We start from the raw sequence: 23,034 nt of genomic DNA, 5'->3' as shown, positions 1-23,034 counted from the left end.
GGACGCGGAAGACGAGCTACACCCTCGTCTTCCGCTTAGCGCTAGGGCGATGAAACGGGAGAGGAGGGGAAACCCTCCTCTCTCACTCCACGACCCGAATATAGCACGATCGGCTCCCGCGGCAATGTCGGAATGCGCCGAGCCCACAGCCGAAGCGGAGATCGAAAGTCGGCATTCTCGCCGAAGTGCAATTCACATCTGGCAACCCCGAGCAAGAACCGCTACGCTCGCGCAATCGAGCGGAACGCCAAGGACGGGCCAGCGTCCCGTGCCGGGAGATCGGCTCCCGGTGCCTGCGGGCGACAGCCTCGCTCGATCGTTGGAGGATGTGCGATGATGTGGGGCTTTCCACGCATCAGCGTGTCCATCACCCTGCGCCGGACGCGGAAGACGAGCTGGAACCTCGTCTTCCGCATAGCGCTGGGCTGATGAAAAGGAGGGGGAGAGGAAACTCTCCTCCTCCACTCCACGAACGCAACATAGCGCCGAAACGCGCCCGCGGCAACGTCGCCGCGAGCGCTCCAGCGACTTACGCCGCGGCTTCCGTCGGCCGCGCACCGGCGCGCACGCGGTCGATCTTCGTGAACTGCTCGCGGGTGACGGCGGCCCAATGCCCGAGGTCGTAGGTCGCGACCTCCTTCGCCATGGCCGCCATCGCCGCCGCCGCCTCTTCCGGAGGCGTGGCGAGCGCGGTGTCGAGCGCGTTGTCGAGCGAGCGGTTGGAATACGGGTTGGTCAGCATCGCCTGCGGCAGCTCGACGGCGCAGCCGGCGAATTCCGAGAGGATGAGGACGCCCGGATTGCCCGCCTTCGAGGCCACGTATTCCTTGGCGACGAGGTTGAGACCGTCGCGCAGCGGCGCCGTGAGGCACACGTCCGCGATGGCGTAGTAGGCGACGAGCTTCTCGAAGGGGATCGCCTGGCCGAACAGCACGACGGGCGTCCAGTCCAGCGTCGAGAAGCGGCCGTTGATGCGCCCGACCAGCCCTTCGATGTCGCGCTGCGTGCCCTCGTAGACGGTCATCTGCGCGGCGGCGCGCACCGACGTCGCGAGCATCTTGACCTTGCCGATCAGCTCGGGACGGCGCTCGAGCAGCCGCTCGAAGGCGCACAGGCTCTCGACCATGCCCTTCGTGTAGTCCGTGCGACCGACCGTCATGATCAGGCGCCGCCCGTCGAGCTCGGAGAGCAGCTGCGCTTGCAGGGCCTTGTTCTCCTCGGTCGCGAGGATCGAGTCGACGAGCGAGGCGTTGCAGCCCACCGGCGCCACGCCGAGAAGCACGTCGCGGCCCTCGAACGTGACCTTCTCGGGCACGTCGGGCTCGGAGAGCGCCATGCCGGGCGTCGCCAGCACCGGATCGACCGGGATCGCCTCGCCCATCGTCGCGCCCATCAGCGAGCGGGCGACCTCGGCGAAGTTGCGGGCGTAGCGCGGCAGGTGGAAGCCGACGAGATCGCAGTCGAGGAGCGCGTTCACGATCTCGCGCCGCCACGGCAGCACGTTGAACACGTCCGGCCCGGGGAAGGGCGTGTGGTGGAAGAAGGCGATCTTCACGTCGGGCTTGATGCGGCGCAGGTAGAGCGGCACGAGCCAGAGGTTGTAGTCGTGCACCCACACGAGCCCGTCGTCCGCGACCTCCTCTGCGGCGGCCTCGGCGAAGGCGCGGTTCACCTCGCGGAACGTCTCCCAATCCACGTTGTCGTAGCGGTAGCGATCCGGGAAGGAGTGCAGGATCGGCCACAACGCCTCCTTGGAGGTGACGTGGTAGAAGCTCTCCACCTGCTCCTTCGTCAGCGGCAGCCGCGAGACGCGGTAGTCGCCGAACGGGTCCTCCACGGTGACGACCTTCTCGAAGTCGACGCCGACCTCCGGATCGAACGTCTTCCATGCGACCCAGGAGCCGGCTTCCTCGCCCAGATGATTGAAGAAGCTCTTGAGCGTGGGCACGATGCCGTTGGGGCTCTTGTTCGTGCGGTAGTGGATCTTGCCGTCGACCATCACCTCCTCGAGAGGCTGGCGATGGTAGACGATGACGAGAGGCGATCCGCTCATGCCGTTTCTCCCGAAAGCTCGAAATGACGCAGCGCGTCGGCGATGCCGGCCGCGCCGGGATGGGGCGAGTGGTAGACGTGGCCGAGGCCCTGGATGGCGTCCACCAGCGGCTCCTCGGAATTGCCGACGGCGACGGCGTTGAAGCCCTCCGCCAGCATGGCGTAGTCGTTCATCGTGTCGCCGGCGGCGAGCACCGTGCGCGGGTCGAGGCCCAGCGTCTCGACGAAGCGGCGAAGCGTCGTGCCCTTGTTCACGCCCTTGGGCACCACGTCGAAGAACCGCCCGGCGGAGACGATGCAGTCGAAGCCCGCCGCCTCCACCTTCTCCCGGCTCGCTGGCGTCAGGTGCGCGGGGTCGTAATCGTAGCTGACGCGGTAGCGGAAGGGCGTGTCCTGGATCGTGAGGCCCGGCTCGTCGGCGAGGAGCGCGCGCACGCGCTCGCCCGCGTCTCCCCAGGCCGCGCGGATCGGCGCCTCGAAATCCTCCCACGGCTTCAGCGAGACGCCGTCGTAGACCGACGTGCCGATGTCGCCGACGATGAAGTGCGGGCGCGGCATGCCGGGCGTCTCGATCAGCTCGGCGATGAAGTCGATGTCGCGACCCGTCACGAAGACGAGGAGCGCGTCGTCGCGGGCGGAGAGCTGCTCGTAGAGGGCGGCGCGCTGCGCGTCCGAGCCGCCGAGGAAGGTGCCGTCGAGGTCCGTCGCGAGGACGAGGGCCGGGGCGGGGTTCGTCGGGGCGTTCATGCGGACAGGCGCTCCTCTTCGAGCTCGATGCGGGCGGGATGGGGGGTGGTCCAGTCGTCGCTGGCGCCGACCGCCTCCGGGTGGAGGTCGGCGAGCATCAGCTCCTTCATGGAGGCCGAGACCGGCGCGCCGTCGAGGATGCCGAGCACGGTCTCGCAGACCGGCATCTTGACGCCGAGGCGCCGGGCCAGCGCCACGACCGACTGGGCGTTCTCCGCGCCCTCCACGACCGGGCCGTCGGCGCGGCGCACGGCCTCCTCGCCGGCGCCGAGCGCCTTGCCGTAGCTGAAGTTGCGCGACTGGGTCGACGAGCAGGTGAGCATCAGGTCGCCCGCGCCGGCGAGGCCGAGCAGCGTCTCCAGCCGCGCGCCGATGGCGAGGCCGAGCTCGGTGATCTCGGCGAGACCGCGGGTGATGATCATCGCCCGCGCGTTCGAGCCCAGCCCGAGCCCCTCGGCCACGCCGCAGGCGATGGCGATGACGTTCTTGGCCGCGCCGCCGATCTCGACGCCGCGCACGTCGTCGGAGACGTAAGGCCGGAAGGATTCGCTCGCGAAGGTGACGGCGACGCGCGCGGCGAGATGGTCGTCGTGGAAGCCGTCGCGAGTATCGTCCTGCGCGGCGGCGACGGTGACGCCCGTCGCCATGTCCTGCGCGACCTCGCCCGCGAAGGTCGGCCCGGAGAGCACGGCCATCTCGCGGCCGGGCATGACCTCCTCGATCACCTCGCCCATGAGGTAGCCGGTCTCGCGCTCGATGCCCTTGGCGCACACGACCACGGGGACCGAGCGCGGGATCAGCGGCTCGACGCGGCCGGCGACGGCGCGCAGATGCTGCGAGGGGCTCACCAGCACCACGAGGTCGGCGCCCGCGAGGGCCTCCTCCATCTCGTTGGTGACGAGGAGCTCCTCGGGGATGTCGGCGTGGGGCAGGAACGGATTGCGGCGCTCGCGGGCGACCGCGTCCACCACGTGCTCCTCGCGCGCCCACAGCCTGACGCGCCGTCCGGCGCGCCAGGCGGTGAGCGCCAGCGCCGTGCCCCAGGAACCCGCGCCGATCACGGCGATGGTGTCGAATACCGCTGGTCTCTGCTCGTCGAGCGACCGTGCGGCTGCATGCTCGAGTGTCAAGGCAGCCCTCCGGGGTTGGGACGCGCGGCCGGATCGGGGCGCCGCCACGTAGATGTGGCGTGCCGCAGCGAGGCGCGTTCCGTGATGATGTCCGTCTAGTTAGGGCATCGCAGCGCAAAAGGCAAATCCCCGGGAGAGCGCGGCGGGCTCGTGTTCCCAGCACCGAAGCGGATATGCTCGGAACTGTTCTCGCAGGGAACTTTCGCTCTCGTTCGTTCTACCAATCCTCTTGCCTCAAGGCCAAGCTTGGTGCCGAGTCGATGCTTTTACTGCCGAAAAATGCGGCAGCGCAGCGAAAATCTGCGACCGTTCGACTCTTCCATGTGAAATAGGCGTCGGCGGGCGCAACCGCGTGCTCGCACGTCGACGGTCTTGGCGTGCGCATGCGTTCTCCGCTATGACGCATGCATGGAGCTGATCACCGACACCGACGCCCTCGCCGCCGCCTGCGCGCGTCTCGCCTCGCATCCCTTCGTGACGGTCGACACGGAGTTCATGCGCGAGACCACGTATTATCCCAAGCTCTGCCTCGTTCAGATGGCGAGCCCCGACGAGGGCGTCCTCGTCGATCCGCTGGCGCCCGGCATCGACCTCTCGCCCTTTCTCTCGCTGATGGCGAACGAGCGGGTGGTGAAGGTCTTCCATTCCGCGCGCCAGGATCTCGAGATCGTCTGGATCCTGGGCCGGCTCATCCCGGCCCCGCTCTTCGACACGCAGGTCGCCGCCATGGTGTGCGGCTACGGCGATTCGGTCTCCTACGAGCAGCTCGCCAACGACCTCGCCAAGGCGCGCATCGACAAGTCCTCCCGCTTCACGGACTGGTCGCGCCGGCCGCTGTCGGACGCGCAGCTCGCCTACGCGCTCTCGGACGTGACGCATCTCATCCCCGTCTACGAGGCGCTGGAGGCGCAGCTGGCCGAGACCGGCCGGCGCGCCTGGCTCGAGGAGGAGATGGCGGTCCTCACCTCGCCGGACACCTACGCCTCCGACCCCGAGAGCGCCTATCGCCGGCTCTCCGGGCGCGTGCGCAAGGCGCGCGAGCTCGCCGTCCTCATCGAGGTCGCCGCCTGGCGCGAGCGCGAGGCGCAGACGCGCGACGTCCCGCGCCAGCGCGTGATGAAGGACGACGCCGTCGTCGAGATCGCCGTCACCGCCCCGCGGGACGCCACCGCCATGGGCCGCCTGCGGGCGCTGCCCAACGGCTTCGAGCGCTCCCGTCACGCGGACGGCGTGCTCGCGGCCGTCAAGCGCGGGCTCGACCGCGATCCCTCCACCATCGCCATGCCCGAGCGCCGCGGCAATCGCGGCCAGACCGGGGCCACGGTCGATCTGCTGAAGGTGCTGCTCAAGGCCGTGTGCGAGGACGAGGGCGTGGCGACGAAGATCGTCGCAACCGTCGACGATCTCGAGGCCATCGCCGAGAGCGACGACGCGGACGTCCCGGCGCTCCATGGCTGGCGGCGCAGCCTGTTCGGCGAGCGCGCGCTCGCGCTCAAGCAGGGCGCGCTGATGCTGGGGCTGCGCGACGGCAAGGTGATCGTCGAGGAGAGCCGGCCCGGCTGACGCCGGCGCGGGAACCGGCCGGGATCACGCCTCGCGCGCCATCTCCCGCAGTCGGAACTTCTGGATCTTGCCCGTCGAGGTCTTGGGGATCTCCGAAAAGACGATGTGGCGCGGGCACTTGTAGTGCGCCAGCCGCTCGCGGCAGAAGGCGACGATCTCCTCCGCCGTCGCGCTCGCGCCGGGGCGCAGCTCCACGAAGGCGCAGGGCGTCTCGCCCCACTTCTCGTCGGGCTTCGCCACGACGCCGCAGGCGGCGACCGCGGGATGCTTGTAGAGCACGTCCTCGACCTCGATCGAGGAGATGTTCTCGCCCCCCGAGATGATGATGTCCTTCGAGCGGTCCTTGAGCTGCACGTAGCCGTCGGGGTGCTTCACGCCGAGATCGCCCGAGCGGAACCAGCCGCCGGCGAAGGCCTTGGCCGTGGCGCTCGGGTTCTTGAGATAGCCCTTCATCACGACGTTGCCGCGCATCATCACCTCGCCCATCGTCACCCCATCGGCGGGAACGGGCTCCATCGACTGCGGGTCGAGCACATCGAGCGCTTCGAGCGCCGCGTAGCGCACGCCCTGGCGCGCCTTCTTCTGCGCGTAGGCGGCCCCGTCGAGCCCGTCCCAGTCCGGGTTCCAGTCGTTGACGACGGAGGGGCCGTAGGTCTCGGTCAGGCCGTAGAGGTGCGTCACGGAAAAGCCCGCCTCGCGCATGGCGGCGAGCACCGATTCCGGCGGCGGCGCGGCGGCGGTGAAGAACTGCACCTCGTGCGGCAGCGGGCGCTTCTCCGCCTCCGGCGCGTTGAGCAGCGTCGCCATGACGATGGGTGCGCCGCACAGATGCGTGACGCCGTGCTCGGCGATCGCGTCGTACATGGGCCGGGCGCGCACCTGCCGCAGGCAGACATGCGTGCCCGCCACCACCGAGATCGACCAGGGGAAGCACCAGCCATTGCAGTGGAACATGGGCAGGGTCCATAGATAGACCGGGTGCTTGCCCATGGCGCAGGTGACGATGTTGCCCGTGGCGAGAAGGTAGGCGCCGCGATGGTGGTAGACGACGCCCTTGGGGTCCCCCGTCGTGCCGGACGTGTAGTTCAGCGTGATCGCGTCCCACTCGTCCTGCGGCGGCACCCATGCGAATTCCGGATCGCCCTCGGCGAGGAGCGCCTCGTATTCGGTCGTGCCGAGCCGCTCCCCCTCCCCCGCATATTCGGGGTCGTCCACGTCGACGACGAGGATGTCGTGCTCGACCTCGGCCAGCGCCTTTCGGATCACGCCCGCGAATTCGCGATCGACGAGGAGCGCCTTCGCCTCGCCATGGCGCAGCGAGAAGGCGATGATGCCCGCGTCGAGACGGGTGTTGAGCGTGTTGAGCACGCAGCCGGCCATTGGCACCCCGTAATGCGCCTCGAGCATCGCCGGGATGTTGGGCAGCATCGCCGCCACCGTGTCGCCGCGGCCGATGCCGCGCTTCGCCAGCGCCGAAGCGAGGCGCCGGGCGCGGGCGTAGAACTCGGCATAGGTCCGGCGCAGCCCCCCGTGCACGATCGCCACGCGATCGGGAAAGACGTGCGCCGCGCGCTCCAGGAAGCCGAGCGGCGTCAGCGGCTGGAAGTTCGCCGGGTTACGGTCGAGATCGCGGTCGTAGATCGAGGCCATGGCGCATCCTCCGCGCTGTCGTTCCGCGAAGCCTAAGCGTGGGAGGCGCCCTCCCGCAATCGTCCGCTCGTCGGGGCGCGCGCCGCGACCGATCGACTCCCTCCTGTGGACCGGGACGTGCGCGTCCTTGCCGACCCCGTCCCGACATGGAACAAGCGGGAGGCGAAACCGACACCACGAGCGGGCGTTGCGCGTCGCGTGCGCCGCCCGATCGGAGAGCGAGAGACGAGCTTGATGCCCGAGGCCGCCCTGCGCCTACCGGTCGCCGCCGCGGCGGACGCCCCCCGCGCGGTGCTCGACGTCGCCCGCTCGGTGACCGGCCGCCCATGGCACGAGCGGCTCGACGCGCAGACGCGTCTCGTCGCCACCGCCATCGCGCAAGCTCACGGCGTGCCCGACGCCCTCTCCCGCGTTCTCGCCGCGCGCGGCGTGGCGCTCGACGAGGCGCCCGGCTTCCTCGCGCCGAAGCTGCGCGACCTGATGCCCGATCCCTCGACCCTCGTCGACATGGACGCCGCCACCGAGCGGCTCGCCCGCGCCGTCCTGCGGGGCGAGCGCGTGGCGGTCTTCGGCGATTACGACGTCGACGGCGCCTGCTCGGCGGCGCTCGCCGCGCGCTTCCTGCGCGCGCTGGGGCTGCGGGTGGACATCCACATTCCCGACCGCATCACCGAGGGCTACGGCCCGAACGTGGGCGCGATCCGGGCCCTCGCGGAGGCGGGGGCGACGCTCCTCGTCTGCGTCGATTGCGGCACGGCGAGCCACGAGCCCTTCGCCGAGGCGGCGCGGCTGGGCATGGACGTCGTCGTCCTCGACCACCACCAGGCCCCCGAGCAGCTGCCCGCGGTCGCGGCGCTGGTGAACCCGAACCGGCAGGACGACCTCTCCGGGCTCGGGCATCTGTGCGCGGCGGGCGTGGTCTTCCTCGCCCTCGTGGCGCTCGCCCGGCGGCTTCGCGGCGAGCCGGCGCTCGCGCGGCGGCTGCCGGACCTGATGGGCGAGCTCGACATCGTCGCGCTCGCGACCATCGCCGACGTCGTGCCGCTCGTCGGCCTCAATCGCGCCTTCGTGCGCCAGGGCCTCGCGGTGATGCGCGGGCGCGGACGTCCCGGCCTCGCGGCGCTCCTCGACGCGGCGGGCCTCACCGCCGCGCCGGAGGCCTGGCATCTCGGTTATCTGGTGGGTCCGCGGATCAATGCCGGCGGGCGCGTCGGCGACGCCTCGCTCGGCGCGCGCCTCCTCACCGAGGACGATCCCCACGAGGCCGCGCGGATGGCGGAGGCGCTCGATCGGCACAATCGCGAGCGCCAGGCCATCGAGGCACTGGCGCTGGAGGAGGCGGTGGCGCAGGCGGAGCGCAGCCTCGGCGCGGCGCCGGACGCCCCCGTGCTCGTCGTCGCAGGTGCCGACTGGCATCCCGGCATCGTCGGGCTCGTCGCGGCGCGGCTGAAGGAGCGCTTCAGGCGCCCCGCCTTCGCCTTCGGCGCGCCCTCGCCGGAAGGGCTCGCGACGGGATCGGGCCGCTCGGTTCCCGGCGCCGACATCGGCCGCGCCGTGCGCGCAGCCGTGGAGGCGGGGCTCGCGGCGAAGGGCGGCGGCCACGCCATGGCGGCGGGCGCGACCGTCCCGCTCGACGGCCTCGCCCGGTTCGGGAGCTTCGTCGCAGAGCGCCTCGCCGATCCCGTCGCGGCCTCTCTGGCGAGCGATGCGCTCCCCATCGACGCGCGGCTCACCGCCGGCGGCGCGACGACCGATCTCTTCGACGCGCTGGAGCAGGCCGGCCCCTTCGGCTCCGGCTGCCCGGAGCCGGTCTTCGCCTTCGGCGCGCATCGCGTGACGCGCGCCCTCGTCGTCGGCACCGGGCACGTGAAGGCGACGCTCTCGGCCGGCGACGGCCGCACCGTCGAGGGGATCGCCTTCCGTTGCGCGCAGGAGCCGCTCGGTCGGGCGCTGCTCGCGGCGGAGGGACGCCCGCTCCACGTGGCGGGCTCGCTCACGCGCAACGCCTGGGGCGGACGCACCCGCATCGAGGTGCGGATCTCCGACGTCGCCGAGCCGACGAGCTCCGGCTGACCGCTCACGCGATCGCCGCGCCCGGCACGAGGACCGGTAGCGCGGCGCGCAGGTCGTCGAGCACGAGATCGGCGCCGCTCGCCCGCAGCGCCGCCGCATGGGAGCCGCGCTTCGCACCCGCCTCGCGATCGACGCCGATCACGAGCCCGAAGCCACCGCGCCGCCCCGCCTCGACGCCGGAGACCGCATCCTCGAAGAGAGCCGCACGGGCGGGCTCCGCACCCAGCCGCCGCGCCGCCTCGACGGGCATGGCGGGATCGGGCTTGCCCGGCAACGCGAGCGCGCGGGCGACCTCCCCGTCGACGATCGCCTCGAACAGGTCGGTCACGCCCGCGCTGGCGAGCACCCGCGCGGTGTTTCGGCTCGCCGAGAACAGACCGACGCGCACGCCCCGCTCGCGCAGAGCGCGGATCAGCGCGATCGTGTCCGGATAGGCGGGAACGGCGCGGCTCTCGAGCCATGCACCGAAGCGCCGGTTCTTCGTCGCGGCGATCCCCTCGACGCTGTCGAGATCCGTTTCGCCCGGTACGCCCTCGGGCAGGGCCATGCCGCGGGCGGCGAGGAGGCGGCGCACGCCGTCGAGGCGCGGCACGCCGTCGACATGAGCGTGGTAGTCGGCCTGCGTGAACGGCGCCGCCGCCGCACCCGATCCGTGGCGCGCGAGAACCGGATCGAAGGTCTCCTTCCAGGCGGCGAAATGCGCCTGCGCGGTATCCGTCACGACGCCGTCCATGTCGAACAGGGCGGCGGTGACGGGCTCTCTCGGGTGCGTATCCTTCGCCATGACGCGCCGAGGCTACGCCCGCGCGGCGCGCCGGCGCAAGGGACCGCCGGGGCTCGTCAGACCCCGTAGGCGGCGCGCAGCGCGGGATCGAGGCGGGCCGCTTCGCGCTCCACGATGGGCGCGCAGGCGCGGCGGAAGGCGGCGAGGTCGAGGTCGTCGCCCGCGAGGATCGCCGCGCCTTCCGCTCGCAGGAAGGCGAGATCCTCCGCCTCGCGAGCGCGCGCCTGCGCCCGCTGCACGCCCGTCGCCTCCGCCGCGGCGGTGTGCACGTGCGCGCGCAGCTCGTGCGGCAAGGAGGCGAGCCACGGCGCATGGCAGACGAGGAGCGCGACGCCGAAGACGTGCCCCGTGAGGCTCACGTGCGGATGATGCTTGTGAGCGTCGAAGCCGATCGTGTTCGTCAGCGGGTTCTCCTGCGCGTCGACCCGCCCCGTGACCACCGCCTCGCGCAGTTCGCGCACGTCGGTGACGATCGGCGTGAAGCCCATTCCCGCGAGCGCCTCCTGGTAGATGGCGTTGTCGAGGGTGCGGATCACGAGGCCGCGGCAATCCTCCGGACTTCGGATCGGCCGCGCCCGGTTGGTCACGTGGCGCACACCGTTGTCCCAGAAGCCGAGCACGCCATAGCCCGTCCTCGCCTCCACGGCCTCGCGCAGGAGCGTTCCCGCCCGCCCGTCGAGGGCGGCGAGCGCGCTCTCGCGGTCGCGCACGGTGAAGGGCAGGTCGAGCACCGCGAGCTCCGGCACGCGGGCGGTGAGGTAGCCGGACGCCATGTAGCCGGCTTCCGTCCGGCCGGCCTCGATGTCCGCGAAGAGCGCCCCCGCGCTGCCGCCCGCGGCGGTGACGTCGTCGGTGCGCTCGATCGCGAGCGCGTCCCCCGCGATGCGCTCCAGCGCCGCCGCGAAGGCGGCGATGCCGGCGGTGTGGACGGAGCGCGGGCCCTGATAGCCGCCGATCCGCAGGGTCGGGACGGTTCGCGTCATTTCGCTGTCTTTCCAGCCGGTGCGCGCCGCATCAGCCGGACGCCGCGAGCGCCGTGCGCGGCTGCGTCTCGAGCACCGCCGCCCAGCGCGCGTTCAGGTCCTGCGCGGAGGCGAGCAGCAGCTCCTCGAACAGGGCGGAGGCCGGCGAGCGCTCCCGCCGCGCGGGCTCGATGAGGGTGAGGTCGAGCGGCAGCTCCGGGTCCGCGATGGGGTTCACCGTGAGCCCGTGCTGACCGCGGCGGGTGTCCATCATGATCGCGGGGAGCACCGCGACGAAGCGCGTGCGCGCCACGAGATCGAGGGTGCCCAGCATGGCGTCGAGCTCCACCACCCGGGCGATCTCGATGCCGTGGGTCGTGCAATAGGTCTCGATGGTGCGCCGTCGCGTGTTGCCGGGGCCGGGCAGGACGAGATCGAGGGGGCCCAGCGTGCCGAGCCGCACGGGCGCGAGATGGCGCAGGCCGCTGTCCGGCCGCGAGACCAGCGTCTCGCGGGTGCGCACGAAGTGGCGCGCCCGCACGCCCGGCGCGCCGGCGAAGGCGGGGACGACGGCGAAGTCGAGCTCTCCGCCCTGCACCATCTGCGTCAAGGCGGCCGAGTAGCCCTCCACCACGTGGACGGCGACGTTGGGCGCCTGCCCCACGAAGGCGTCGAGCGCCGGCGCCAGGACGCGGCTCGTCATCGTCGGCATCAGCCCGACGCGCAGCTCGCCGATCGGGCCCTTGCCGAAGCGCGCGACGTCCCGGCGCGCGGCGTCGTGCGCGCGCATCACCTCCAGGCAGCTGCGATAGAAGCTCGCCGCCGCGGGCGTGGGGATGACGCCGCCGCGCTCGCGCACGAAGAGCTGGACGCCCACGACGTGCTCGAGATTGCGGATGTGCTGCGAGACGCCCGATTGCGTCGCGTTCTCCCGCTGCGCGGCGGCGGTGAAGGAGCGCTCCTCGTAGGCGGCGACGAAGATCGCCATGTCCCTGAGACTGCACTGCATGCCCGGACGTCCTCCCTCCCCGACCTGCTCTTGATATATCACACGCGCGCACGAGAACGCGACGAGCTCGCATAGAGGAGCCTAGATCGGCCTCAGATCGGGGTCAACGCCAATGGCATAGCGCCGATCTCGCACGAGCGGAGCGACGTCTTGACAGCTATGCTCACCAGCAGTGACATATCACGAGAGCCGATCGAAGGAGCATGCCGTGACGCGCGTGGCGATCGTCGGGATGGGATGGTGGGGCCGGACGCTGGCGCGCTCGCTCGCCGACAGCGAGACGCTTCGGCCGATCCTCGCCGTCGACCCGCATCCCGCCGGCCGCGAGGCGGGCGAGGCGCTGGGCCTCGCGGTCGTCGACGATCTGCGCGCGGCCTGCGCGCGGGCGGACGTCGACGCCGTCCTCTTGTGCTCGCCCCACCGCTTCCATGCCGAGCAGATCGAGATCGCGGCGGCCGCGGGCAAGCACGTCTTCTGCGAGAAGCCCCTGTGCACGACGGCCGCGGAGGCCGAGCGGGCGCTCGCGGCCGTGCGGCGCGCGGGCATCGTGCTCGGCATCGGCCACGAGCGGCGCTTCGAGCCGGCGATCCGCAAGCTTCGAGAGCGCATCGCGGCCGGCGAGATCGGCACGATCCTCGCGGTGGAGGGCAATTTCAGCCAGGACAAGTTCCTTTCGCTCCCGCCCGACAATTGGCGTCTCTCGCCGAGCGAGGCGCCGGTCGGCCCGCTCTCGGCGACGGGCATCCACATGGTCGACCTCGCCATCGCCGTCCTGGGACGTCCCGATCGAGTCTGGGCAAGGCTCGCGACTCGCGGCAGCAGCTTCGCCAACGGCGATACGCTCAGCGTCACCGTCGCCTTCCCCGGCGGGGCGAGCGCCACGATCACGGCGCTCCTCGCGACACCCTTCGTCGGACGCTTCGCCGTCTACGGCTCGCGCGGCTGGATCGAGATCCGCGACCGCACCCATCCCGAGAGCCCGAGCGGCTGGGACGTCGAGGAATGCCTGCGCGGGGGCGAGCGCGTCTCCACCTTCTGGCCGCCGCATCCGGCCGTGCGCGACAACCTCGACGCCTTCGCCGCCGCCTTGCGCGGCGAGGCGCCCTACCCCGTCACCCTCGACGAGATGGAGGCGAACGTGCGCACCTTCGAGGCCGTCACCCGCTCCGCCGCGAGCGGGGCGATCGAGACCGTCTGACCGGGAGATCCTTCGCAAATGACGGACGAAGTCGGCTTCATCGGGCTCGGGGTCCTGGGCTCCGCGATCGCCAAGAACCTCGTCGAGGGCGGCTTTCGCGTGCGCGGCGCCGACACGAGCGAGGCGGCGCGCCAAGCCGCCGCAGACGTCGGCGTCGAGATCGTGGAGGATACACGCGCCGCCGCGGACGCGCCGATCGTCTTCGTCTGCCTCGCGTCCGCCGCGGCGCTCCAGGCGGTCGCGGCCGATCTCGCCCGGATGCCCGGCGAGGGCCGCATCCTCGTCGAGCTCGGCACCTTCTCCGTCGCCGACAAGGAGCGCGCCCGCGAGCCTCTCGCGCGCAGCGGCTGGGGCGTGCTCGATTGCCCCGTGAGCGGCAACCGCATCATGGCGCTCGAGCGCAAGCTCACCGCCTTCTGCAGCGGGGAGCGGGCAGATTACGAGGCGGTTCGCGGCGCGCTCTCGGCCTTCTGCCGCAAGGAGCTCTACGTCGGTCCCTTCGGCAACGGCATCAAGACGAAGCTGTGCGGCAACATCCTCAACCTCGTCCACAACACGGTCGCGGCCGAGGCCATGGTGCTCGCCATGAAGTCCGGCCTCGACCCGGTGGCCTTCCACGAGGCCATCGCCGGCTCGGGCTCGAGCTCGGCCATGTTCGACGTGCGCGGCGCGATGATGGCCGCCGGCGACTATGCCCGCGAGGGCATGAACATGTCCGTTCCCTTGAAGGACGCGCCCCTCATCGCCGATCACGCGGCGAGCGTCGGCGCGCCGATCCCGCTCTACCAGCTCGCGGTGCAGTTCTACCGCGCGGCGCAGGCGCAGGGGCTCGCCCATCTCGACGCCGCGGTCGTGTGCAAGGTGATGGAGCGCCTCGCCGGCTGCGAGCGGCCATGAGCGCGGCACGCAGATGACGCCCGAGCGCAGATGACGGCCGAGCGCCCATGATCCTCGAGATCCTCGCGACCGTCGCCCCGGTCCTCGCGATCATCGCGATCGGCTTCGCCTGGGCGCGCCTCGGCCTGCCCTTCGACAGCCCGACCATCGGCTCCCTCGTCCTGCGCATCGGCACGCCCTGCTTGATCTTCTCGACGCTGACGACGGCCGAGGTCTCGCCCGCGGCGGTGGGCGCCATCGCGCTCGCGGCCGCCTGCGTGATCGCGGTGGCGACCCTCGTCGGCATCGTCGTCCTGCGGATCGCCGGCCTGCCGCTCCACACCTGGCTGATGACGGCGATGTTCGGGAACACCGGCAACATGGGCCTGCCGCTCTGCGCCATGGTCTTCGGGCCCGACGGGCTGACCTTCGGGATCGTCGTCTTTCTCGTGACATCGATCTCGCAGAACACGCTGGGCCTCGTCGTCAGCGCCGGGCGCGTCGAGGTCGCCTCGCTGGTGCGCCAGCCGGTCGTGTGGGCGAGCGCGGTCTCGGTGGCGCTCCTTGTCGCGGATCTGCGCGCGCCGACCTGGATCGAGCGCACGACGACGCTCGTCGGCGGCATCGTGATCCCGAGCATGCTGCTCCTGCTGGGCGTCTCGCTCGCCAAGATGAAGGTGGCGGACCTGCGCATCGCCTCGGGCATGGCGGTCCTGCGGCTCTCGGCCGGCGCCGTCGGCGCGCTCGCGACCATCGCGGCGCTCGGCCTCGAGGGCGCCCAGGCAGGCGTCGTCTTCGTCATGGCCACCATGCCTGCGGCGATCGTGAGCGTGATCTTCGCCGAGCGCTTCGGGCGATCGCCCGAGCGGATCGCCGGCGTCATCGTGGTCTCGACGCTGGGCACCCTCGCCGCGCTGCCGGTGATCGTCTTCGTCGCGTTGAGGATAGCGGCCGCAACGGGCTGAGTATCAGGAAACATGCAAGTCGCCATTACCGAATATAATCGGCGAGCGCCGTAGCGTCATGTGAAGCTTGAGCTAGTATCGATCGGGCGCGAAACAAATAACGAGCCGCGGCATATCGCGGAGGGGAGGAGCGCTTGAGCCAGCCGAACGCCGGACGGGAACGCGCGGCGCGTCCCGCCGCGAACATCGACACCCTCGTCGCGCTCGGGGTCGTGGCTCTGGGCGTGGGCATCTTCGTGGCGATCCCCAGCGAGATCGACGAGCCGCCGCGCCTCTTCGGGCTCGAGCCCACGGGCCTGAGCCCCGAGCTGTTTCCCTCCCTGGTCGCCGGCGCCTTCGTCGCGGTGGGCCTCGTCTACGCGGTGGCGAGCCTCAGGATGGGCTCGACGAACCCGTTCGCGGCGCTCCCCCGCGGCGCCTGGCTCAACCTCGGCGTCGTGCTCGCGGCGATGATCGGCTACGTCGCGCTGCTGCGCCCCGTGGGCTATGTCGGCGCGAGCGCCGCCGTCGCGGCGATCGTCTCGTCCTATTACGGCTCGCGCAGCGTCGTCGGCATCGCCCTGGTCTCGATCGGCGCGCCGGTCGCGATCTACGTGCTGTTCACGCGCGTGCTGGGCGTCTCGCTGCCGCCGACCTTCGGGTTCTGAGCCATGCTCGATACGCTCCTCGCCGCGACCGAGCTGCTCCTTCGCCTCGACGTGCTCCTGATGATCTGCGGCGGGCTCGTGCTCGGCATGCTGGTGGGCGCCCTGCCCGGCTTCACCACCGTCATGGCGATGGCGATCGTCCTGCCGATCTCCTTCTTCCTCGAGCCGATCGTGGGCATCCCCTTCCTCATCGGCGTCTACAAGGGCGGCATCTTCGGCGGCTCGATCCCGGCGATCCTCGTCAACATCCCCGGCACGGGCGCCTCCGTCGCCACCACGTTCGACGGTCCCGCGCTCACGCGCAAAGGACAGTCCCGCAAGGCGCTCGAGATGGCGCTCGTCGCGTCCGCGGTGGGCGACTTCCTCTCCTCCTTCGCGACGATCCTCGTCATCGGCGCCATCGCGGCGATCGCGCTCCTGATCGGCCCGCCGGAAGTGGCGGCGATCCTGCTGCTGAGCCTCCTCGTCATCGCGGTGACCGCCTCGGGCTCGCCGATCAAGGGGCTCGTGATGCTCCTCGTCGGCGCCTTCCTGGCGATGATCGGGCAGGACCCGATCGGCGCGCTCGCGCGCTTCGATTTCGGCTTCCACCAGCTCCAGGCCGGCATCGACCTCCTGCCGCTCATCATCGGGCTGTTCGCCATCCCCGAGATCCTGCTCGCGCTCGAGAGCCGCAAGGCGAGCTTCGTCGAGGCCCGCCAGACCCGCGCGGAGGGCGATCCGCTCACCTGGCGCGAGATCACGGCCTCGCGGCGCACGATCCTGCGCTCGACGCTCATCGGCGGCACGATCGGCATGATCCCCGGCGTCGGCCAGGTGGTCGCCGCCTTCATGGGCTATTCCGCCGCGCGCAACGCGGCGAAGGACCCCTCGCGCTACGGCAAGGGCGAGCTCGACGGCGTCGCGGCGCCCGAAGCGGCGAACAATGCGGTCAACGGCCCCACCATGGTGCCGCTCCTCACGCTGGGCATCCCCGGCGACAACATCACGGCGATCCTGCTCGGCGCCTTCGTGGCGCAGGGGCTGCGCCCCGGGCCGCAGCTCTTCGAGGAGCAGGGCGTGCTCGTCTACGCCATCCTCGGCTCGATGCTCATCGCCTGCGTGCTGATGCTGCTCATCGGCTGGGTGCTGATGCCGCTGTTCGCGCGCATCGTGAGCATCGACAAGGCCTATCTCGTGCCCCTGATGCTGCTCTTCGCCGTGGGCGGTACCTACGTCTACCGCTCGAACCCCATGGACCTGTGGTTCATGATCGGCTTCGGCGTCGTGGGCTACGTGGCGCGAAAGCTCGCCTTCGACGTGAGCCCCCTCGTCATGGGCTTCATCCTCACGCCGCCGCTCGAATACGCGGTGGGGCAGACGGTGCTCCTCGCACGCGGGGACGTCGCCGGCTACCTCGTCGGCGAGCGCCCCATCACCATCGCCGTCCTCCTGCTCGCGCCTCTCCTCACCGCATGGATCCTCGTGCGCCAGCACCGCCGCATGCGCGCGCTGGGCCGGGAGAGCGCGAGCAAGGTGGACGCCAACGCCCCGCAAGAGGGCACCGAGACGGACGGAAACGCCCGCGTCGATCTCAATCGAAGCACAGGAGGACAGGGATGAGACTTCTCGAGACCACTTTCGTCGCGCTGGCCGCGATGGTCGGCCTCGCCGCCACGCCGGCGACGGCGCAGACCTTCCCCGAGCGCCCGATCACCATGATCATCCCGCTCGGCGCCGGCGGATCGCACGACCTCAACGCCCGCGTGATCACGTCCGTGCTGCCGGGCATCCTGGGACAGCCCGTCGTCGTGCAGCTGATGCCGGGCGCCGGCGGCCAGACGGGCACGGCCGCCGCCGCGCAGGCGCCGGCGGACGGGCACACCCTCATCTTCACGCACAACTTCATCGACCAGCTGCAGCAATTCGTCACCGACCTGCCCTACGAGCCCAACGAGGACTTCGTCTCGGTGGCGCGGCCCAACACGGCGCAGCCGATCCTCGTCGTGCGCGGGGACAGCCCCTTCGCCACCTTCGAGGATCTCGTCGCGCACGGGCGCGAGAACCCGGGCGACCTGCGCTTCGGCCACAGCGGCAATTGGGGCGCGTTCATGGTGCCGGGGCTGGCGCTGATGCAGGCGGTCGAGGTGCAGCCGACGCTGATCCCCTACCAGGGCGGCGGGCCCGTGATCCAGGCGCTGCTCGCGGGCGACATCGACTTCACCTTCGCCTTCCCCTCGGTGCTCTCGGGCCAGGACCTGCGCCCGCTGCTCGCCGTCGGCGAGACCTCGCCGGTCGAGGGCGTTCCGACCACCGACGAGCTCGGCTACGGCGACGTCTCCGAGATCGGCATCATGCACCGCGTCGTGCTCGCGCCCGCCGGCGTGCCGGAGGACCGCCTCGCCGTGCTGCGGGACGCCTTCTCCAAGCTCGACGAGGACCCGACCTACCAGACGCTGATGGAGCGGCTCGGCGAGAACACCGACCTGATGGGCGGGGCCGAGTACGACGAGGTCCGCGGTCGTCAGGCCGAGCGCTACCGCGCGCTGGTGGACTCGTTCTGAGGCGCCGACGGCGCGGCGGCATGACCGCCGCGCCGGTCTCAGCGCTCCGGCTCGTCCTCGAGCGCGGCAGCGAGCGCGTCGTAATGCGGGTAGAGCCGCGTGAAATCCTCCTCGGCCATCCCCTGCTCCCGGGCCGCCGAGAGGAGCGCGGTCGCGAGACGCGCATAGGGCGCCGCCCGCCCTCCCTCGCCGATGAGATCGGCGCCCATGGCGAGGTCCTTGTCGAGATTGGCGACGCGCGAGCGCCCGTCGAAGCGTCCCGAGAGGACGTGATCGGGAAAGCGCCGCTCGCTCACGAAGCTGCGGGCGTTGCCCGCGTTGATCACGGCGAGCGCGGTCTCGAGCGGAATGCCGGCGCGCTCGGCGGCGCGGCAGCCCTCGGCGGTGGCGAGGAAGATCGTGTGGCAGATCATGTTGTGGACGAGCTTCATCGTCTGGCCCGCGCCGACTGGGCCGACATGGACGATCGTGCGCGCGATCGGATCGAGCGCCGGTCGCGCCCGCTCGAGGATCGCAGCCTCGCCCCCGACCATCAGCGTCAGGGTGCCCGACGAAGCCGCTGCGGCGCCGCCGGTCATGGCCGCGTCGAGATAGCCCGCACCGCGCGCCGCGACGCGGGCGGCGAGGCGCCTGCCGTCGCGGGGATGCGAGGTGGTGAGATCGACGAGGACGCGGCCCTCGTCGACCGCCTGGAGCAGATCGGGCTCGACGTCGAGCACCGTCTCGATGTCGGCGGTGGTCGGGGTGGCGAAGAGGAGCACGTCGCAGGCGTGGAGCGCCTCCGGCCGGCCGCGCGCCTCGCCGAAAGCCGCCGTCGCCGTGCGGTCGAGATCGCGTACGGCGTGGAGGAGACCGGCCTCGTCGAGCACGCGCGCGATGCCCGCGCCCATGCGCCCGAGCCCCACCACCCCGACCCGCGGGTGCACGCTCATCGCCGCGCGGCCGCGTTCATGTCGGCGATGGCGGCGATGCTCTCGTTGGAGAGCGGCAGGTCGACGGGCGCGCCCGTCTCCGCCGAGAGATCGGCGGCGCGGTAGGTCTCCATGACCATGCGCGCATGCTCCGGGGCGACCATGACCGGCTGGTCGCGCAGCACGCATTCCAGGAAGTGGATGGTCTCGGGGCCCATCTGCCCGGCGAAGACGTGGTCCACCCGCTCGCCCGGCATGGTCGACATCGGGTAGCGCGTGCCCTCCGAGACGGTGTTGAGCCAATTGTCCCGATGCGTGTCGTCGAGGAAGAGCGCGCCCTCGGTCCCCGTGATCTCCATCCACGTCGAGCAGAAGTTCGGGTAGCTCGGCGGCAGGTTCCAGCCGCCGCCGATGACGACGAGGGAGCCGTCGTCCATCGTCACCGTCGACCACATGCAGTCGTAGGAGCCGTTGACGTCGCGCATGGTGCCGTAGGCGCCTTGCGAATAGACGCGCACGGGCTTGGCCGGCTCCAGCATCCAGAAGACGAAGTCGAGGTCGTGGGTCGATTCCATTGCCGCAGGGGAAAGCTTCACGCGAGAGGCGATCTTCTTGCCGAGCCCGCGGGCGAGATGGCGGCTAACCATGACGTTGACCACACGCCCCAGCGTCCCGTCCGCGATCCGCGCCTTGGCGTAGGCGACCTTCGGGTTGAAGCGCTGGGAATAGCCGATGGTGAACTTCAGGCTCTGCCGGCGCGCGAGCGTGATCAGCTCGTCCGCCTCCCAGAACTCCATGGCGATAGGCTTCTCGAGGAGCACGTGCTTGCCGGCGCGCAGGCAGTCGCGGGCGATGGGGTAGTGCGTCGATTCGGGCGTCGTCGAGATGTACACGACCGAGATCGCGTCGTTCTCGACGATGTCGCGATAATTCGTGGTCGCCGTCGCGGGGCGGGTCGACTCCTCCACCTCGGCCAGCCGATCGGACCTGATCTCGCACAGGTGGAGCCTGTCGACGAGGGCGGAGCGCGCGAGAGTCTCCGCGCGGATGCCGCCGCACCATCCCGTTCCGATCACCGCGACCTCGACCGTGCGCACGTCGCCATCCTCCCGCTCCAGACGGACCCGCCTTCCCGTCTAGCGGATGCGGGAGGGCGCCGGAAATCATCGCTGCGACAGGCGCGCATCAGCATTCCTGATGACCCGCACGGTGCAAGGGCGGTGCGAGGGCGGCGGGAGGCGCCATCAGGAAAGGCGATGCTCTCGTGCAGCGATGATAATTTCCCACGCCCGCGACCCCGCCCCTATCAAGTTAAGACGCAAGGTCAGGCACCGGAGGCCAGGGATCCGCGATGCAGCTCGGCTTCTTCACCATGCCGATCCACCCGCTCGACAAGGATTGGCGGCAATGCCTGCGCGAGGACCGCGCGGCCTTCGTGCTCGCCGACGAGCTCGGCTTCACGGAGGGCTATGTCGGCGAGCACCTGACGGACGCCGCCGAGAACATCACCTCCTGCATGATCTTCATCGCCACCCTCATCGAGGCGACCCGCTCGATCCGTCTCGGCACCGGCACGGTGAACCTGCCCAACACGCATCCCGCCGCGGTGGCGGCGCACGTGGCGATGCTCGACCACCTGCTCGACGGGCGCCTCATCTTCGGAATCAGCCCCGGCGGGCTCCTGTCGGACGCCGAGGTCTTCGGCAATCTCGACGCCAACCGAAACGCGATGTTCCTCGAGGCCATCGACCAGGTGCTCGCCATCTGGGCGGGCGAGCCGCCCTACGATCTCGCGGGCGAGTACTGGACGGTCTCGACGGCGCGCACGATGATGCGCGAGATCGGCCAGGGCCTGCTGCCGAAGCCGCTGCAGCGCCCGCATCCGCCCATCGTCGTCACCGCCGTCGCGCCGTTCTCCAAGGGCGTGACCGAGGCCGCCGCGCGGGGCTGGGAGCCGATCTCGGCAAACTTCCTGATGCCGGCCTGGGTCGCGAGCCATTGGCCGAAATACGCGGAGGGCTGCGCGCGCGTGGGCCGCCCGGCGGAGCACGCCGCCTGGCGGGTGGCCAAGAGCGTCTTCGTCGCCGACGACGCCGCGACGGCGCGCGCCTACGCCACCGACCCGGACAGCCCCTACCGCTATTATTACAAGCAGCTCCTCACCAAGCTGAAGAAGAACGGCCGTATCGAGCTGTTCAAGAAGGACCGCGACATGCCCGACGAGGCGGTGACGCTCGACTACGTCTGCGAGGAGCTCGTGATCCACGGCACGCCGGACGCCGTCGCGGAGAAGCTCCTCGCCTTCCGCGAGGAGGTCGGGCCCTTCGGCACGCTCCTCTATGCGGGCCACGACTGGGCCGACTTGGCGCTGGCGCGCCGCTCGATGGTGCTCCTCGCCGAAGAGGTCCGCCCGCGGATCGAGGCGGCCGAAGCGGGACGCACGCCATGAGCGGCGCCCCCCTCGCGACCGAGGAGCGCCGGATCGAGGTTGGTCGCGGCGTGCGGCTGCGGGTGCGCCGCGATGCCTGCGCGACGCCGGACGCGCCCACCATCGTCCTCTCCAACAGCCTCGCGGCGAGCCTCGAGATGTGGGACGCGCAGGTCGCGCTCCTTCGCACGCGCTTCCACGTCGTGCGCTACGACACCCGCGGCCACGGCGGCAGCGACGTGCCGGCGGGGCCGTACGGTTTCTCGGACCTCGTCGGCGACGTCGTCGGGCTGATGGATGCGCTCGCCATTCCCCGCGCGACCTTCATGGGCCTCTCGCTCGGCGGCATGACGGGGCTCGGTCTCGCCATCGCCCATCCCGATCGGGTCGAGCGGCTCGTGTGCTGCGCCGCGCGCGCGGACGCGCCGGCGCCCGTCGTCGCGGCTTGGGAGAGCCGCATCGCGACGGTGTCCGAGGGCGGCGTCGACGCCATCGCCGACGAGACGCTGGCGCGCTGGCTCTCCGACGACTTCCGCGCACGCGACCCGGAGCGCGCCGCCGCCATCCGCGCGATGATCGCCGGCACGCCCGCCGACGGCTGGATCGCCTGCGCCCGCGCGCTGCAGACGCTCGACTACGCCCGCTCGCTCGGCACGATCAAGGCGCCGACGCTCTACGTCGTCGGCTCGGACGACGCCGCCGCGACGCCGGACGTGATGCGCGCCATGGCGGAGGCGACGCCCGGCGCGCGGCTCGCCGTGATCGAGGGTGGCCGGCACCTGCCCAACGTCGATTCCGCTGCGGAATTCGACCGCGTCCTCGCCGGCTTCCTCGGCATCGAGGCGGCGTAATCGCGCGGCTTCGGCTCTCAGGCGAGCCCGTCCCAGAGCGAGGCGAGGTCGCTCGACGCGTCGACGTCGCGGGGCAGCGGCGTCGCGACGCCGTAGCGGCCGGCGCTGAACAGGAGCGGCGCCCCCTCGCCGTAGCTCGCCCGCCGGACGCGGCCCACCAGGATGCGGTGGTCGCCGCCCTCGACGTCCTGCGCGAGGGCGCATTCGAAGGTCGCGAGCGTCCCCTCCAGCATCGGCAGCCCGTCGAGGCCGTCGCGCACGGCGAGCCCCGCGAACTTGTCCTGCGCGGGCGTCGCGAAGCGATGCGAGAGATCCGCCTGATCATGCGCCAGCACGTGGATCGCGAACGCCCGCGCGGCGCGGAACGTCGGCAGCGAGGCCGCGCTCGTCTTGATGCTCCACAGGACGAGCGGCGGGTCGAGGGAGAGCGCGGAGAACGAGTTCGCGGTGAGCCCCTCGCGCTTCCCGTCGGGGCCGCGCGTGGTGATCACCGTCACGCCCGTGGCGAAGCGCCCGAGCGCCGTGCGCAGCTCCCGCGGGTCCACCGGACCCGTCTCGAAGGACAAGATCTGCCGCGTCATCGCCGCTCCGACACTCCCAGCGAGCCGATGCTCGCGAGCGGGAATGGTGACAGAGGAGGGCTCG

At 71.2% G+C, this 23,034-nt stretch carries 20 protein-coding genes; 10 read left to right on the top strand and 10 right to left on the bottom strand.

What is annotated here, in order from left to right:
• Positions 1–529: 529 nt before the first annotated feature.
• Genes ggpS through IEX89_RS11615 form a run of 3 tightly spaced genes read right to left on the bottom strand, consistent with a single transcriptional unit; the run spans position 530 to position 3,929 of the window.
• Positions 530–2,053, bottom strand: coding sequence for a glucosylglycerol-phosphate synthase (gene ggpS, locus IEX89_RS11625; protein WP_188913062.1), 1,524 nt, complete (start codon positions 2,051–2,053; stop codon positions 530–532).
• Positions 2,050–2,799, bottom strand: coding sequence for an HAD-IIB family hydrolase (locus IEX89_RS11620; RefSeq protein ID WP_188913060.1), 750 nt, complete (start codon positions 2,797–2,799; stop codon positions 2,050–2,052). Before IEX89_RS11620 ends, ggpS begins: the two co-directional genes overlap by 4 nt.
• On the bottom strand, positions 2,796–3,929 hold the full coding sequence (locus IEX89_RS11615) for an NAD(P)H-dependent glycerol-3-phosphate dehydrogenase (RefSeq protein ID WP_188913057.1): 1,134 nt from the start codon (positions 3,927–3,929) through the stop codon (positions 2,796–2,798). The genes IEX89_RS11620 and IEX89_RS11615 overlap by 4 nt, the downstream gene beginning before the upstream one ends.
• A 408-nt stretch (positions 3,930–4,337) precedes the next feature.
• On the opposite strand from IEX89_RS11615, the gene rnd reads away from it, so the two are divergent.
• Positions 4,338–5,492 carry a ribonuclease D gene (rnd, locus tag IEX89_RS11610; protein WP_188913055.1) on the top strand — a complete coding sequence of 385 codons (1,155 nt, stop codon included), beginning with the start codon at positions 4,338–4,340 and terminating at the stop codon, positions 5,490–5,492.
• Positions 5,493–5,516: 24 nt separating this feature from the next.
• Here the strand turns inward: rnd and IEX89_RS11605 are convergent, their stop codons facing one another.
• A complete protein-coding gene (locus tag IEX89_RS11605; RefSeq protein ID WP_188913053.1) occupies positions 5,517–7,142 on the bottom strand; it encodes an acyl-CoA synthetase in 1,626 nt (541 codons plus the stop codon).
• 234 nt (positions 7,143–7,376) lie between these two features.
• Here IEX89_RS11605 and recJ point away from each other — a divergent pair, with 234 nt between their 5' ends.
• Positions 7,377–9,215 carry a single-stranded-DNA-specific exonuclease RecJ gene (gene recJ / locus IEX89_RS11600; RefSeq protein ID WP_188913051.1) on the top strand — a complete coding sequence of 613 codons (1,839 nt, stop codon included), beginning with the start codon at positions 7,377–7,379 and terminating at the stop codon, positions 9,213–9,215.
• A gap of 4 nt (positions 9,216–9,219) precedes the next feature.
• Here recJ and IEX89_RS11595 read toward each other — a convergent pair whose 3' ends face one another.
• The 3 genes from IEX89_RS11595 to IEX89_RS11585 are packed head-to-tail and all read right to left on the bottom strand — an operon-like array spanning position 9,220 to position 11,970.
• Positions 9,220–9,999 (bottom strand): HAD family hydrolase, encoded by a 780-nt coding sequence (locus tag IEX89_RS11595; protein WP_188913048.1) that lies wholly within the window; start codon positions 9,997–9,999, stop codon positions 9,220–9,222.
• A 56-nt stretch (positions 10,000–10,055) separates the two neighbouring features.
• Positions 10,056–10,982, bottom strand: a complete 927-nt coding sequence (locus IEX89_RS11590) for a TRAP transporter substrate-binding protein (protein ID WP_188913046.1) — start codon at positions 10,980–10,982, stop codon at positions 10,056–10,058.
• 31 nt (positions 10,983–11,013) lie between these two features.
• A complete protein-coding gene (locus tag IEX89_RS11585; protein WP_188913044.1) occupies positions 11,014–11,970 on the bottom strand; it encodes a LysR family transcriptional regulator in 957 nt (318 codons plus the stop codon).
• Positions 11,971–12,178: 208 nt separating this feature from the next.
• Between IEX89_RS11585 and IEX89_RS11580 the strand changes: the two genes are divergently transcribed.
• From IEX89_RS11580 to IEX89_RS11555, 6 genes are all read left to right on the top strand, one after another.
• The gene (locus IEX89_RS11580) at positions 12,179–13,168 is read left to right on the top strand and encodes a Gfo/Idh/MocA family protein (RefSeq protein ID WP_188913042.1); all 990 of its coding nucleotides are present in this window, start codon (positions 12,179–12,181) and stop codon (positions 13,166–13,168) included.
• Positions 13,169–13,186: 18 nt separating this feature from the next.
• Positions 13,187–14,065, top strand: coding sequence for an NAD(P)-dependent oxidoreductase (locus IEX89_RS11575; protein ID WP_188913040.1), 879 nt, complete (start codon positions 13,187–13,189; stop codon positions 14,063–14,065).
• A gap of 47 nt (positions 14,066–14,112) precedes the next feature.
• Positions 14,113–15,009, top strand: coding sequence for an AEC family transporter (locus IEX89_RS11570; protein ID WP_188913037.1), 897 nt, complete (start codon positions 14,113–14,115; stop codon positions 15,007–15,009).
• Positions 15,010–15,143: 134 nt separating this feature from the next.
• Complete coding sequence (locus tag IEX89_RS11565) at positions 15,144–15,656, top strand: tripartite tricarboxylate transporter TctB family protein (protein ID WP_188913035.1); 513 nt, start codon at positions 15,144–15,146, stop codon at positions 15,654–15,656.
• Between the two features lie 3 nt (positions 15,657–15,659).
• The gene (locus IEX89_RS11560; RefSeq protein WP_188913033.1) at positions 15,660–17,258 is read left to right on the top strand and encodes a tripartite tricarboxylate transporter permease; all 1,599 of its coding nucleotides are present in this window, start codon (positions 15,660–15,662) and stop codon (positions 17,256–17,258) included.
• On the top strand, positions 17,255–18,199 hold the full coding sequence (locus IEX89_RS11555) for a Bug family tripartite tricarboxylate transporter substrate binding protein (RefSeq protein ID WP_188913031.1): 945 nt from the start codon (positions 17,255–17,257) through the stop codon (positions 18,197–18,199). The genes IEX89_RS11560 and IEX89_RS11555 overlap by 4 nt, the downstream gene beginning before the upstream one ends.
• A gap of 38 nt (positions 18,200–18,237) precedes the next feature.
• On the opposite strand, the gene IEX89_RS11550 is transcribed toward IEX89_RS11555, so the two are convergent.
• Positions 18,238–19,131 carry an NAD(P)-dependent oxidoreductase gene (locus IEX89_RS11550; protein ID WP_188913029.1) on the bottom strand — a complete coding sequence of 298 codons (894 nt, stop codon included), beginning with the start codon at positions 19,129–19,131 and terminating at the stop codon, positions 18,238–18,240.
• Entirely contained in the window at positions 19,128–20,207 is a 1,080-nt protein-coding gene (locus IEX89_RS11545) for a Gfo/Idh/MocA family protein (protein WP_188913027.1), read from the bottom strand. Before IEX89_RS11545 ends, IEX89_RS11550 begins: the two co-directional genes overlap by 4 nt.
• Before the next feature lie 254 nt (positions 20,208–20,461).
• Here IEX89_RS11545 and IEX89_RS11540 point away from each other — a divergent pair, with 254 nt between their 5' ends.
• Positions 20,462–21,559, top strand: a complete 1,098-nt coding sequence (locus tag IEX89_RS11540) for an LLM class flavin-dependent oxidoreductase (RefSeq protein WP_188913025.1) — start codon at positions 20,462–20,464, stop codon at positions 21,557–21,559.
• Positions 21,556–22,389 (top strand): 3-oxoadipate enol-lactonase, encoded by an 834-nt coding sequence (pcaD, locus tag IEX89_RS11535; protein WP_188913023.1) that lies wholly within the window; start codon positions 21,556–21,558, stop codon positions 22,387–22,389. The genes IEX89_RS11540 and pcaD overlap by 4 nt, the downstream gene beginning before the upstream one ends.
• 17 nt (positions 22,390–22,406) lie before the next feature.
• Here the strand turns inward: pcaD and IEX89_RS11530 are convergent, their stop codons facing one another.
• The gene (locus IEX89_RS11530; RefSeq protein WP_188913021.1) at positions 22,407–22,970 is read right to left on the bottom strand and encodes a flavin reductase family protein; all 564 of its coding nucleotides are present in this window, start codon (positions 22,968–22,970) and stop codon (positions 22,407–22,409) included.
• Positions 22,971–23,034 lie beyond the last annotated feature (64 nt).

This window comes from Salinarimonas ramus (assembly GCF_014645695.1).
Classification (GTDB): domain Bacteria; phylum Pseudomonadota; class Alphaproteobacteria; order Rhizobiales; family Beijerinckiaceae; genus Salinarimonas; species Salinarimonas ramus.
This window is presented reverse-complemented; position numbering and strand designations above follow the sequence as displayed.

Excerpts from the sequence above, each read along its gene's own strand:
- IEX89_RS11585 (WP_188913044.1), bottom strand. The coding sequence starts at position 11,970 with ATGCAGTGCAGTCTCAGGGACATGGCGATCTTCGTCGCCGCCTACGAG.
- ggpS (WP_188913062.1), bottom strand. The coding sequence starts at position 2,053 with ATGAGCGGATCGCCTCTCGTCATCGTCTACCATCGCCAGCCTCTCGAG.
- IEX89_RS11590 (WP_188913046.1), bottom strand. The coding sequence starts at position 10,982 with ATGACGCGAACCGTCCCGACCCTGCGGATCGGCGGCTATCAGGGCCCG.
- IEX89_RS11550 (WP_188913029.1), bottom strand. The coding sequence starts at position 19,131 with ATGAGCGTGCACCCGCGGGTCGGGGTGGTGGGGCTCGGGCGCATGGGC.
- IEX89_RS11530 (WP_188913021.1), bottom strand. The coding sequence starts at position 22,970 with ATGACGCGGCAGATCTTGTCCTTCGAGACGGGTCCGGTGGACCCGCGG.
- pcaD (WP_188913023.1), top strand. The coding sequence starts at position 21,556 with ATGAGCGGCGCCCCCCTCGCGACCGAGGAGCGCCGGATCGAGGTTGGT.
- IEX89_RS11620 (WP_188913060.1), bottom strand. The coding sequence starts at position 2,799 with ATGAACGCCCCGACGAACCCCGCCCCGGCCCTCGTCCTCGCGACGGAC.
- recJ (WP_188913051.1), top strand. The coding sequence starts at position 7,377 with ATGCCCGAGGCCGCCCTGCGCCTACCGGTCGCCGCCGCGGCGGACGCC.
- IEX89_RS11575 (WP_188913040.1), top strand. The coding sequence starts at position 13,187 with ATGACGGACGAAGTCGGCTTCATCGGGCTCGGGGTCCTGGGCTCCGCG.
- IEX89_RS11595 (WP_188913048.1), bottom strand. The coding sequence starts at position 9,999 with ATGGCGAAGGATACGCACCCGAGAGAGCCCGTCACCGCCGCCCTGTTC.
- IEX89_RS11560 (WP_188913033.1), top strand. The coding sequence starts at position 15,660 with ATGCTCGATACGCTCCTCGCCGCGACCGAGCTGCTCCTTCGCCTCGAC.
- IEX89_RS11555 (WP_188913031.1), top strand. The coding sequence starts at position 17,255 with ATGAGACTTCTCGAGACCACTTTCGTCGCGCTGGCCGCGATGGTCGGC.
- IEX89_RS11570 (WP_188913037.1), top strand. The coding sequence starts at position 14,113 with ATGATCCTCGAGATCCTCGCGACCGTCGCCCCGGTCCTCGCGATCATC.
- IEX89_RS11540 (WP_188913025.1), top strand. The coding sequence starts at position 20,462 with ATGCAGCTCGGCTTCTTCACCATGCCGATCCACCCGCTCGACAAGGAT.
- IEX89_RS11605 (WP_188913053.1), bottom strand. The coding sequence starts at position 7,142 with ATGGCCTCGATCTACGACCGCGATCTCGACCGTAACCCGGCGAACTTC.
- rnd (WP_188913055.1), top strand. The coding sequence starts at position 4,338 with ATGGAGCTGATCACCGACACCGACGCCCTCGCCGCCGCCTGCGCGCGT.